The organism is Geopseudomonas aromaticivorans, assembly GCF_019097855.1.
Taxonomy (GTDB): domain Bacteria; phylum Pseudomonadota; class Gammaproteobacteria; order Pseudomonadales; family Pseudomonadaceae; genus Geopseudomonas; species Geopseudomonas aromaticivorans.
Map to the genome: position 1 here is coordinate 222,048 of NZ_JAHRGL010000001.1, position 11,987 is coordinate 234,034.

Annotated in this window: 10 protein-coding genes; 4 read left to right on the plus strand and 6 right to left on the minus strand. The window is 66.3% G+C overall.

All coding sequences use genetic code 11. The annotated features are described in order from the left end of the window. Nucleotides 1-67: 67 nt before the first annotated feature. A complete protein-coding gene (gene ttcA, locus KRX52_RS01035; RefSeq protein WP_217679287.1) occupies nucleotides 68-892 on the minus strand; it encodes a tRNA 2-thiocytidine(32) synthetase TtcA in 825 nt (274 codons plus the stop codon). A gap of 176 nt (nucleotides 893-1,068) precedes the next feature. Between ttcA and KRX52_RS01040 the strand changes: the two genes are divergently transcribed. From KRX52_RS01040 to KRX52_RS01050, 3 genes are all read left to right on the plus strand, one after another. Continuing rightward, nucleotides 1,069-1,662 (plus strand): DNA-J related domain-containing protein, encoded by a 594-nt coding sequence (locus KRX52_RS01040; protein WP_217679288.1) that lies wholly within the window; start codon nucleotides 1,069-1,071, stop codon nucleotides 1,660-1,662. Between the two features lie 157 nt (nucleotides 1,663-1,819). Continuing rightward, the gene (locus tag KRX52_RS01045; protein WP_217679289.1) at nucleotides 1,820-2,419 is read left to right on the plus strand and encodes a Yip1 family protein; all 600 of its coding nucleotides are present in this window, start codon (nucleotides 1,820-1,822) and stop codon (nucleotides 2,417-2,419) included. 114 nt (nucleotides 2,420-2,533) lie between these two features. Continuing rightward, nucleotides 2,534-3,025 carry a SprT family zinc-dependent metalloprotease gene (locus KRX52_RS01050; protein WP_217679290.1) on the plus strand — a complete coding sequence of 164 codons (492 nt, stop codon included), beginning with the start codon at nucleotides 2,534-2,536 and terminating at the stop codon, nucleotides 3,023-3,025. Here the strand turns inward: KRX52_RS01050 and KRX52_RS01055 are convergent. After that, entirely contained in the window at nucleotides 3,000-4,322 is a 1,323-nt protein-coding gene (locus KRX52_RS01055) for a dicarboxylate/amino acid:cation symporter (protein ID WP_217679291.1), read from the minus strand. The genes KRX52_RS01050 and KRX52_RS01055 overlap by 26 nt on opposite strands. A gap of 318 nt (nucleotides 4,323-4,640) precedes the next feature. Between KRX52_RS01055 and KRX52_RS01060 the strand changes: the two genes are divergently transcribed. Beyond that, nucleotides 4,641-5,429, plus strand: coding sequence for a dienelactone hydrolase family protein (locus tag KRX52_RS01060; RefSeq protein ID WP_217679292.1), 789 nt, complete (start codon nucleotides 4,641-4,643; stop codon nucleotides 5,427-5,429). Here KRX52_RS01060 and KRX52_RS01065 read toward each other — a convergent pair. The 4 genes from KRX52_RS01065 to KRX52_RS01080 all read right to left on the minus strand — a co-directional run bounded on the left by KRX52_RS01065 (nucleotide 5,404) and on the right by KRX52_RS01080 (nucleotide 11,984). Then, nucleotides 5,404-6,450 (minus strand): glycosyltransferase family 4 protein, encoded by a 1,047-nt coding sequence (locus KRX52_RS01065; RefSeq protein WP_217679293.1) that lies wholly within the window; start codon nucleotides 6,448-6,450, stop codon nucleotides 5,404-5,406. The two genes, KRX52_RS01060 and KRX52_RS01065, sit on opposite strands and share 26 nt — an antisense overlap. Beyond that, entirely contained in the window at nucleotides 6,447-7,274 is an 828-nt protein-coding gene (locus KRX52_RS01070) for a UDP-2,3-diacylglucosamine diphosphatase (protein ID WP_217679294.1), read from the minus strand. Before KRX52_RS01070 ends, KRX52_RS01065 begins: the two co-directional genes overlap by 4 nt. 154 nt (nucleotides 7,275-7,428) lie before the next feature. Next, the gene (gene adeC / locus KRX52_RS01075) at nucleotides 7,429-8,847 is read right to left on the minus strand and encodes an AdeC/AdeK/OprM family multidrug efflux complex outer membrane factor (RefSeq protein WP_217679295.1); all 1,419 of its coding nucleotides are present in this window, start codon (nucleotides 8,845-8,847) and stop codon (nucleotides 7,429-7,431) included. Beyond that, nucleotides 8,844-11,984, minus strand: coding sequence for an efflux RND transporter permease subunit (locus tag KRX52_RS01080; RefSeq protein WP_217679296.1), 3,141 nt, complete (start codon nucleotides 11,982-11,984; stop codon nucleotides 8,844-8,846). The genes adeC and KRX52_RS01080 overlap by 4 nt, the downstream gene beginning before the upstream one ends. Between the last annotated feature and the right edge of the window lie 3 nt (nucleotides 11,985-11,987).

Genomic DNA, 11,987 nt, shown 5'->3' on the forward strand with positions numbered 1-11,987 from the left:
TCGTTCTCCAGAAGGATGCTGGAACCTTACTGCAGGGGTGGCCGGCTGACAAGCCGGCCGCATCCACTCAGAGGCTCATCACGTCGATGAAGCGCGGAGTGGCGTCGTCGTCGATCTTCAGGCTCTGGAAGTCGAACAGGTTGCGGTCGGCCAGCTGCGAGGGCACCACGTTCTGCAGGGCGCGGAACATGATCTCGGTGCGCCCCGGCGACTTGCGTTCCCACTCGTGGAGCATCTCCTTGACCACCTGGCGCTGCAGGTTCTCCTGCGAGCCGCACAGGTTGCACGGGATGATCGGGAACTCCTTGAGCTGGGCGTAGGCCTCGATGTCCTTCTCGCTGCAGTAGGCCAGCGGACGGATCACTACGTTGCGGCCGTCGTCGGAGAGCAGCTTGGGCGGCATGGCCTTGAGGGTGCCGCCGTAGAACATGTTGAGGAAGAAGGTCTCGAGGATGTCGTCGCGATGGTGGCCAAGAGCCATCTTGGTCGCACCGATCTCGTCGGCATAGGTGTACAGGGTGCCGCGGCGCAGGCGCGAGCACAGCGAGCAGGTGGTCTTGCCTTCCGGGATCTTCTCCTTGACCACCGAGTAGGTGTCCTTCTCGATGATGTGGTAGTCGACGCCGATGGACTTCAGGTACTCCGGCAGCACGTGCTCGGGGAAGCCCGGCTGCTTCTGGTCCATGTTCACCGCCACGATCTCGAACTTGATCGGCGCGACCTTCTGCAGATAGAGCAGCACGTCGAGCATGGTGTAGCTGTCCTTGCCGCCGGACAGGCAGACCATGACCTTGTCGCCGTCCTCGATCATGTTGAAGTCGGTGACGGCTTCGCCGGCCTGGCGACGCAGGCGTTTCTGCAGCTTGTTCTGGTTGACCGAAAGGGTGCCCATGGTGGTGTGGAGTCCGGGGGAGTTGCGAAAAAGGCGCTCATTTTACGCACAAACGCGCGATCACCCCAGCCCAATCGAGACCACCGATCGCGGATGTCGGCGCGGCACTGCGAGGCGGATCACGCCGTGCGCCGGCGTCCGGCAATCGCCCCGCGGGCGCATGCTAGGCTCAGCCCATGAACAGCCTTTTCGATCCCGCCCTCGACCTGCTCGAGCAACTGCTGACGCTGCTGCGCCAGTCCCCCGACGGACTCAGCGAACACCAGCTCATCCAGCAGCTCAAGAGCGGACACTGCACGCACATCCCCAATCTGCCGCTGCGCGACAGGCTGGTGCTGTTTCGCACCCACTTCCTGGTGTTCAACGCCCTCTACCGCCTGCGCGACCGCCTGTGGGCCGAGCAAAGTGCGCATCTGGACATCAGCCCCCTGCTGATCCGCCTGATGCCCTACCGGGATGGCGCACAGGGTCTCGTCGAGCACGATGCGCTACGCGCCTACTACCTCGACGAGGCGCACCTGCGCGACACCAGCGAAGCGGATGTCGAGCACCTGCTGCAGAGCTTCTGGACCCGCATGCACCACGGCGAGGAACAGCAGGCGGCGCTGGAATTGTTCGGCCTGGACGCCCGCACCGACTACCCGGCCATCCGCCTGCGCTATCGCCAGCTGGTCAGCCAGCACCACCCGGATCGCGGCGGCAGCACCACGCGCCTGCAGTCGATCAACAAGGCGATGGAAATTCTGGATCGCTATTACAGCCCTCGCTGAGAGGCAAAATCGCTCTACCCTCCCCCGCTGCAGCCGGCGACCGGCGCCTATACTGTGACATAAGGTCGCATAGGCCGACCCGGCACCGGACGGCACTGGCCATGTGCCTCCGGCGCCCCGTCTGGGGCGATCCGCATATAAGAAGGAGGTATTGCTCATGATCAACCACGTTTGGGGGCTCTTCACCCATCCTGATCAGGAATGGCAAGAGATCCGTGGCGAGCACGAAAGCATCAGCCACATGTACCTGAGCCATGTCCTGCTACTGGCTGCCATTCCGGCCATTTCCGCCTACATCGGCACCACCCAGGTCGGCTGGTCGATAGCCGGCGGCGAGGCGGTACGCCTGACGGCAGGTAGCGCACTGCAGATGACGATAATGTCCTACCTCGCCATGCTGGTCGGCGTTGCCGTGATGGGTGCCTTCATCCACTGGATGGCCCGCACCTACGATGCCAACCCGAGCCTGAGCGATTGCATGGTGTTTGCTGCCTACTGCGCCACGCCTCTGTTCATCGGTGGCCTGGCCGCCCTGTATCCGAACATGTGGCTGAGCATGGCGATCGGCACCGCAGCGGTGTGCTACACGGCTTACCTGCTGTATGTCGGCATCCCGTCCTTCATGAACATTCCCAAGGAAGAAGGCTTCATGTTCTCCAGCTCGGTGCTGGCGGTGGGACTGGTGGTGCTGGTGGCGATCATGGCCACCTCGGTCGTCCTGTGGGGGTTTGGCGTGGGTCCCGTCTATGCACGCTGAATAAGCAAGGACCCTTCACTTGAGGCCGCCTGTGGGCGGCCTTGTTGTTTGTGCGGCGCACGCTGTCGACCAGTTTGGGCATAATCGGTGCAACCTCTCAGGAGCCACCCGCTCATGTCCGAACAGCTCATGGCCCGCGTCGAGGCCTGCTACCAGCAGGCCGAAGCCTTCTTCGCCCGCCGCTTCCTGCGCCCCGAGGTCAGCCTGCGCCTGCGCGGGCTCAAGGCAGGGGTCGCCCACCTGAGCGAAAACCGCCTGCGCTTCAACGCCCAGCTGTATCGGGAGAATCGCGAGCATTTCCTGCGCCAGACCGTCGCCCACGAAGTGGCGCACCTGGTCGCCCACCAGCTGTTCGGCTCAGGCATCCGCCCGCACGGCAGCGAGTGGCAAGGGATCATGGCCAGGGTCTACGGCCTGCCGGCCGAGCGCTGCCATACGTATGAAGTGAAACGCCGGCAGCGGCACTATCTGTACCGCTGCCGGTGTCCGGACGGGGAGTTTCCGTTCACCCCGCAGCGCCATGCGCTGGTGCTGCGGGGGCGCCGTTACCTGTGCCGGCGCTGCAGAGAGACGCTAGTCTTCAGCGGCGAGCTACGTCAGCCGTAACCACCGCCTCGGCCACCAGCGGCAGCTCCACCGCCGTGCGGCTGGGGCTGGCCAGCTCGCGCTGCAGCTGCTCGTTGTCCAGCTGGCCGCACCACTTGGCCACCACCACGCTGGCCACGCCGTTGCCGATCAGGTTGGTCAGCGCGCGCGCTTCGGACATGAAACGGTCGATGCCGAGGATCAGTGCCAGACCGGCCACCGGCAGGCCGCCGACCGCCGACAGGGTGGCAGCGAGGACGATGAAGCCGCTGCCAGTCACGCCCGCAGCGCCCTTGGAGGAGATCAGCAGCACCGCCAGCAGGGTCAGCTGCTGGGTCAGGTCCATCGGCGTATCGGTGGCCTGGGCGATGAACACGGCGGCCATGGTCAGGTAGATCGAGGTGCCGTCGAGGTTGAAGGAGTAGCCGGTAGGAATCACCAAGCCAACCACCGACTTGTGGCAACCGAGCTTCTCCATCTTGTTCAGCATGCGCGGCAGCGCCGACTCGGAGGACGAGGTGCCGAGCACGATCAGCAGCTCCTCACGGATGTAGTTGATGAAGCGCAGGATGCTGAAGCCGTTGGCGCGGGCAATCGCGCCGAGCACCATCAGCACGAAGAACACGCAGGTGATGTAGAAGCACAGCATCAGCTGGCCGAGCTGCACCAGCGAACCGACGCCGTACTTGCCGATGGTGAAGGCCATGGCGCCGAAGGCACCGAGCGGAGCCAGCTTCATGATCACGCCGATGATGCCAAACATCACATGGGCAATGCCGTCGATGAACTCCAGCACCGGCTTGCCCAGCTTGCCCATGCGCTGCAGGGCGAAAGCGAACAGGATGGCGAAGAACAGCACCTGGAGGATGTTGCCCTCGGCGAAGGCACCGACCACGGTGTTCGGGATCACGTTCATCAGGAAGGCCACGGTGCTCTGCTCGGCACCGGCCTTGGTATAGGCGGCGATGCTGCTGGCATCCAGGGTGGCGGGATCGATATGCATGCCGGCGCCCGGCTGCGCCACGTTGACTACGACCAGGCCGATGACCAGCGCTACGGTGGAGACGACTTCGAAATACAGCAGGGCGATGCCGCCGGTCTTGCCTACTGCCTTCATGTCCTGCATGCCGGCGATGCCGCTGACCACGGTACAGAAGATGATCGGCGCAATGGCCATCTTGATCAGCTTGACGAAGCCGTCACCCAGGGGCTTCATCGCCGCGCCGGTTTCCGGATAGAAATGGCCCAGCGCAACGCCGATGGCGATCGCGACCAACACCTGGACGTACAGGCTCTTGTAGAACGGTTGACGAGGCATGACTGTTTTTCTCCCGGGCGACCGTCTCCCAGCTCCTTGCGGCAGACTTCACCAAGCGCGGTAGCCCCCTATCCGAGGGACTTGTTGTACCCCCGCGTCCGGGACGAAGGGGCAGATTGATACAGCAAGCCCCGTGCCACCCACGGAAAAACACATAAAACCCATTTAAATCAATGACTTGAGCATATACAAAGGCTTCCAACCGTCCTCTTGCGGCGGGAATCCGCCGCCCGCCCGGCGGGAAATCCGCCAGCCTTGCCTTCACAGCCGTGATTCAGCCACCTACGCTTGTGAGTCAGTCAACTCGGAGGACTTGTCATGCGTTCCAGCCTGATCGGCGTATTGCTTGCGTTCAGCGGCCTGAGCCACGCCGCCATCCAGACCCAGGAAATCCCCTACCAGAGTAGCGACGGCACGCACCTGGTCGGCTACTACGCCTGGGACGACGCCGTTTCCGGCAAGCGCCCCGGGGTGGTGGTGGTGCATGAGTGGTGGGGGCTGAACGACTACGCCAAGCGCCGCGCCCGCGACCTCGCGGCCCTCGGCTACAGCGCCCTGGCCATCGACATGTATGGCGAAGGCAGGAACACCACCCACCCGGCCGACGCCAAGAGTTTCATGCAGGCGGCGACGGCCGACGCCGATGCTGCCCGCAAGCGCTTCCTCGCCGGCCTCGACTTGCTCAAGCAGCAGCCGCGGACCGACAAGAAGAAGCTGGCGGCCATCGGCTACTGCTTCGGCGGCAAGGTGGTGCTGGACATGGCCCGCCAGGGCGTGCCCCTGGCCGGCGTGGTCAGCTTCCATGGCCCCCTCGCCACCACCACCCCGGCCACCCCCGGCTCGGTGAAGGCCAGGATCCTGGTCGAGCACGGCGCAGCGGACAGCATGGTCGACGCCAAGCAGGTCGATGACTTCAAGGCAGAAATGTACAAGGCCGACATCGACTACCGCTTTGTCAGCCTGCCCGGCGCCAAGCACGGCTTCAGCAATCCCGACGCCGACGCCTACCAGGCCCAGGGCCTTGATCTCGGCTACCAGAAGGCCGCCGACGAGCGCTCCTGGGACGACATGCAGGAGTTCTTCAAGGAGCTGTTCGGTCAGCGCTGAGCGGTGCGTTCGGCAGACAGGGCGCGCCATCCAGCCGCGGCTGGCACGCCAGGAATTCCAGCGCCGAGGCTTGCCACGAGTGGCGCTGCGCCTCGGCGGCGCACTGCTCCCGGTCCAGCGTCAGGGCTTGCAGACAGGCTTGGCGCAGGTCCTCATCCATCACTCCGCTGACCCCCTGGCGCAGCACGTCCAGCGGCCCGCAGACTGGAAACGCCGCCACCGGTGTGCCGCAGGCCAGCGCCTCGAGCATCACCAGACCGAGCGTGTCGGTGCGCGAAGGGAACACCAGCACGCTGGCGCGCCGATAGGCCTCGGCCAGCCCGGCGGCATCCAGGTAGCCGAAGAAGCGCACCTGCGGATAGCGCCGCTCCAGCTCCGCGCGCAACGGTCCGTCACCCACCACCTGCATCTCGCCCGGCAGATCGAGGTCGAGGAACGCCTCGAGGTTCTTCTCCGGCGCGATCCGCCCGGCATACAGAAACACCGGCGGCGCCGCCTCCCGGGCCTCGAGACGCGGCTGGAACTGCTGCAGATCCACGCCCTTGCGCCACAGTGCCAGACGGGGGAAGTCGCGCTGGGCGAACTCGTCGAGCAGCCGCCCGGTACTGACCAGCACCTGCTGGCTGGGCCGGTGGAAGGCGCGCAGCCAGGCGTAGCCCCAGGCCAGCGGAATCCACGGCCAGCGCTCGCTCACATACTCGGGAAAGCGCGTGTGGATCGCCGTGGAAAACGCCAGCCCCTCGCGCTTGAGCCAGCGCCGCGCGGCCCAGCCGAGCGGGCCCTCGGTGGCCAGGTGCACGGCATCCGGGGCGAGCGTGCGAATCTTCCCGGCCACGTTCCAGACATCCCAGGCCAGCGGGATCGCCGCATAGCCCGGACAGGGCAGTGCGCGGAAGTCCTGCGGCGACAGCACGCACACCTCGTGGCCGAGCGCCTGCAGCTCCGCGCTCAACGCCCGCAGGCTGGTGACCACGCCGTTGACCTGCGGCGCCCAGGCATCGCTGACGATCAGCAGTTTCATATCAGTGGCTCCGCCAGGGACTCGAGCGCGTCATCTTCCACCGACAGCCCCGCGTCGGCATCCGCGGCCAGGCGGTACAGCTCGATGTGGCCGTCGGCGTGCTCGATCAGCGCCGAGCAGGACTCCACCCAGTCGCCGCAGTTGAGGTACTCGATGGCGCCGACGGCGCGGATCTCGGCATGGTGGATGTGGCCGCAGACCACGCCGTGGAAGCCGCGCTTGGTGCACTCGCGGGCCAGCGCCTCCTCGAACTCGCTGATGTAGCTGACCGCGCCCTTGACCTTGTGCTTGAGCCAGGCCGACAGCGACCAGTAGCCGTAGCCCCAGCGCTGGCGCCAGTGGTTGAGCCAGCGATTGAGGGTCAGGGTGAACTCGTAGGCCGAGTCGCCGAGGAAGGCCAGCCACCTGTGGTAGCGGGTGATCACGTCGAACTGGTCGCCGTGCAGCACCAGCAGGCGGCGGCCGTCGGCGGTGAAATGCTCGGCCTCGTCGACCAGGCGGATGTTGCCCAGCACCAGATCGGCGTAGCGGCGCAGGCATTCGTCGTGGTTGCCGGTGACGTAGATCACCTCGGTGCCGCGCCGGCTCATGTTGATCAGCCGGCGGATCACGTTGGTGTGGCTCTGCGGCCAGTACACGCCGCTGCGCAGCTTCCAGCCGTCGATGATGTCGCCGACCAGGTACACCCGTTCGGGCCGATAGCGCTTGAGAAAGGCATCCAGGCGCTCGGCCTGGCAGTCGCGGGTCCCCAGGTGCACGTCGGAGATCCACAGGGTTCGCACGTACTGCTTGCGCTTGGGCATGAGCGGCTGGGCTATGGTCATCGACGGCCTCCGGCGGGTTTCCCCGATGGTGCGACGGCGCCGTGTAAGCGGGATGACAGCGCGGCGGCAGGCAGATGACAGGCGCCGCCGCCGTGTGCTGATCGTCCTGTCCGGACGGATCAGCACACGGCCGGGGCGTCGGGGCTGCCGAGCCTCAGCCCCGCTTGGCGGCGGCGGCGCTCCAGCCGCCACCGAGGGCCTTGTACAGCGCCACCTCGCTGCTCAGCTGGCGCAGGCGGTCGCTGTGCAGCTGCTGCTGGGCGGCGAACAGCTCGCGCTGGGCGTCGAGCACGGCCAGGTAGTTGTCCACCCCCTCGTCGTAGCGCTGGCGGGCCAACTGGTAGTACTCGCGGTTGTTGTCGACCAGATCGCGCTGCGCCTGCAGTTGCTCGCCGTAGGTGCCGCGCGCGGCCAGACCGTCGGCGACCTCGCGGAAGGCACCCTGGATGCTCCGCTCGTACTGCGCAACATTGATGTCCTTCTGCACCTTCGCGTAGTCGAGGTTGGCCTTGAGCCGGCCGGCGGTGAAAATCGGCACGTTGATCCGCGGCACGAAGCTCCAGATCCCCGAGCCGCCGTCGAACAGGCCGTCCAGCTCGCTGCTGGCGGTGCCCGCCGCGGCGGTCAGGCGAATGCTCGGGAAGAACGCCGCGCGTGCCGCGCCGATATCGGCGTTGGCGGCGCGCAGGCGATGCTCGGCGGCGCGGATGTCCGGGCGCTGCTGCAGCAGATCCGCCGGCAGGCCGGCGGGCAGCTCGGCCAGCAGCGCAGCGTCGAGCCCGCCGTCCTGCGGCAGGTCGCCCGGCACGGCGCTGCCGAGCAGCAGCTGCAGGGCGTTGACGTCCTGCGCCACCTGGCGGGTATACAGCGCCTGCTGCACCCGCGCCTGCTGCACCAGGCTGCGCGCCTGGCGCACGTCGAGCGCCGAGGCGGTACCGACCTCCTGGCTGGTTTCGATCAGGCGCAGGCTCTTGGTGTAGCTGTCCAGGGTCGAGCGAGTCAGCGCCAGCTGGGCCTGGTCGGTGCGCCAGGTCAGGTAGGCAGTGGCCACGTCGCCGACCAGGGCGATCTGCACGCTGCGCTGTGCCTCTGCGGTGGCCAGGTACTGCTCCAGGGCCGAACGTTCGAGGCTGCGCAGGCGGCCGAACAGATCCAGCTCGTAGGCGATTCCCAGCGACACGTCGTACTGGCTCTGGATGCCCGCCTCGCCGCTCGGCGACAGGTCGTCGGGCAGTCGCTGGCGGGTACCGCCGGCACCGGCGTCGACCGTGGGGAACAGCTCGGCGCGCTGGATGCGATGCAGGGCGCGATAGGCCTCGACGTTCAGCGCCGCCTGGCGCAGGTCGCGGTTGTTGTCCAGCGCCACGCCGATCAAGCGCTGCAGCGCCGGGTCGCGGAAGAACGCCTGCCAGCCCAGTGCGGCGGCGCCCACCTCGCCCGCCCCCGCCGGCGGGTAGGCCTTGCCCTGCGGCCAGTCGGCCTGGACCGGCGCGGCCGGGCGTTCATAATCGGGGATCAGGCTGCAGCCGCCGAGCGCCACCGCCACCGCCAGGGTCAGATACTTCAATTTCATGCCGACTCTCCTTCCGCCTGGGGCGCTTTCTTCTTGTTGCGCTCGAACAGCGCGACCACCACCACATAGAACAGCGGCACGAAGAACACCGCGAGTACAGTGGCGGTGATCATCCCGCCGACCACGCCGGTGGCGATCGAGTGCTGGCTGCCGGAGCCGGCGCCGGAGGCGATGGCCATCGGCAGCACGCCGAAGGTGAAGGCCAGCGAGGTCATGATGATCGGCCGCAGGCGCAGCTTGGCGGCCTCGACGGCGGCCCTGGCCAGCGGCATGCCTTCCTTCTCGTACAGCTCCTTGGCGAACTCGACGATCAGGATGGCGTTCTTCGCCGACAGGCCGACGGTGGTCATCAGGCCGATCTGGAAGTACACGTCGGCGGTGAGGTCGCGCCACAGGGTGGCGAGCACCGCACCGAGGATGCCCAGCGGCACCACCAGCATCACCGACGCCGGCACCGACCAGCTCTCGTAGAGGGCGGCCAGGCAGAGGAACACGATCAGCACGGTCAGCGCGTAGAGCATGGGCGCCTGGTCGCCGGTCTGGATCTCCTCGTAGGACAGGCCGGTATAGCTCAGGCCGATGCCCGGCGGCAGCTGCTGCATGATCTCGACGATGGCGAGCATGGCGTCGCCGGTGCTGTAGCCGGGTGCCGGCTCGCCGAGGATTTCCACCGAGGAGATGCCGCCATAGCGCTCCAGCTTGGGCGAACCGTGGACCCATTCGCCGGTGGCGAAGGCCGAGAACGGCACCATCTCGCCGAGGGCGTTGCGCACGTACCACTTGTCGAAGTCTTCCGGCGAGATGCGCGAATCGTCCTCGCCCTGCAGGTAGACGCGCTTGACCCGGCCGCGGTCGATGAAGTCGTTGACATACATCGAACCCCAGGCGGCCGACATGGTGTCGTTGATCGAGGCGATGCTGACCTGCAGGGCGCGGGCCTTCTCGTCGTCGATCTTGACCTGGAACTGAGGTTCGTCGTCCTTGCCGTTGGGGCGCACCGCGCGCAGCTTCGGATGCTGGTTGGCCAGTTGCAGGAACTGGTTGCGCGCCTCCATCAACGCCGCGTGCCCCTGGCCGGAGTTGTCCTGCAGGTACAGGTCGAAGCCCATGGCGTTACCCATCTCGAGGATCGCCGGCGGCACGAAGGCCATCACGGTGGCGTCCTTGATCTGCGCGAAGCGGGCGTTGGCGCGCTGGGCCAGGCTGAACACGTCCTGGCCTTCCTCGCTGCGAGCGCTCCAGTCCTTGAGCATGACCAGGCCCAGACCCGAGTTCTGCCCGCGGCCGGCGAAGTTGAAGCCGTTGACGGTCAGCGACGAGTTCACCAGCTCGCCCTCTTCTTCCAGCAGGTAATCCCGGACCTCCTTGAGCACCGCTTCGGTACGCTCGGCCGAAGAGTTCACCGGCATGCGCACTTCCACCATCATCAGGCCCTGGTCCTCGTTGGGCAGGAAGGCCTTGGGGATCTGGGTGAACAGGTAGCCGGTGCCGGCGGTGATCAGCACGAAGGCCAGCAGGTAGCGGCCGCGCTGCTTGAGCATGCCGCCGACGCCGCGCTCGAAGCGTGTCGCGCCGCGGTCGAAGCTGCGGTTGAACCAGCCGAAGAAGCCCTTCTTCTCATGGTGGGCATCGCCCTTGGGCGCCTTGAGGAGGGTGGCGCACAGCGCCGGGGTGAAGATCAGCGCGACCAGCACCGACAGCCCCATGCAGACCACGATGGTCACGGCGAACTGCTTGTAGATGATGCCGGCCGAGCCGCCGAAGAAGGCCATCGGCACGAACACCGCCGACAGCACCATGCCGATGCCGATCAGCGCCCCGGAGATCTGCCCCATGGACTTGCGCGTGGCCTCCAGCGGCGACAGACCTTCCTCGTGCATCAGGCGCTCGACGTTCTCCACCACCACGATGGCGTCGTCCACCAGCAGGCCGATGGCCAGCACCATGGCGTACATGGTCAGCACGTTGATGCTGATGCCGAACCAGGGCAGCACGGCGAAGGCGCCGAGCAGCACCACGGGCACCGCCAGGGTGGGAATCAGCGTGGCGCGTAAGCTCTGCAGGAACAGGAACATCACCAGGAAGACCAGCACCACGGCTTCCAGGATGGTGCTGATCACCGAGCTGATCGAGGCTTCCACCACCGGGGTGGTGTCATAGGGATAGAGCACCTCGATGCCTTCCGGCAGGTAGGCCTTCTGCTTCTCCATGACGGCTTTCACCGCCTCCACGGTTTCCAGCAGGTTGCCACCGCTGGCCAGACGCAGGGCGAGACCGGCCGAGGGCCGGCCGTTGTGCTTGCTGGAAATGGCGAAGTTGTCGGCGCCCAGCTCGACCCTGGCCACATCCTTGACGCGGACCTGCGCACCGTCGGCCTTGACCTTGACGAGGATTTCCTCGAATTCCGCCGCACTGGTCATGCGGGTCTTGCCGAGCACGGTGGCGTTGAGCTGCACGCCCGAACGGGTCGGCAGACCACCGAGCTGGCCGGAGGACACCTGCACGTTCTGCTGGCGGATGGCGTCGGCCACGTCGGCCGGGGTCAGCTGGTAGCTGTTGAGCTTGGCAGGATCGAGCCAGATGCGCATGGCGTTGGGCGAGCCGAACAGCAGGTAGTCGCCCACACCGTCGATGCGCGAGATCGGATCCTGCAACTGCGAGGAGATCAGGTTGCCGAGGTCGAAGTTGCTCAGCTTGCCGGTGGTGTCCACCAGGCCGATGATCAGGAAGAAGTTCTTCTGGTACTTGACCACGCGCAGGCCCTGGCGCTGCACTTCCTGGGGCAGCCGGGGCGTGGCCAGCTGCAGCTTGTTCTGCACCTGCACCTGGGCGATGTCCGGATTGGTGCCCTGCTCGAAGGTCACGATGATGCTCATGCTGCCGTCGGAACTGCTTTCGGCGGACATGTAGCGGAAACCGTCGAGGCCGCTGAGCTGCTGCTCGATGACCTGCACCACGGTGTCCTGCACCGTCTGCGCCGAGGCGCCCGGGTAGCTGACCTGGATCGCCACCGCCGGAGCGGCGATGTTGGGGTACTGGCTGATCGGCATTTTCAGCAGCGACAGCGTGCCGGCAAGCATGGCGACTATCGCCAGCACCCAGGCGAAGATCGGCCGGTCTATGAAGAAACGTGACATCGG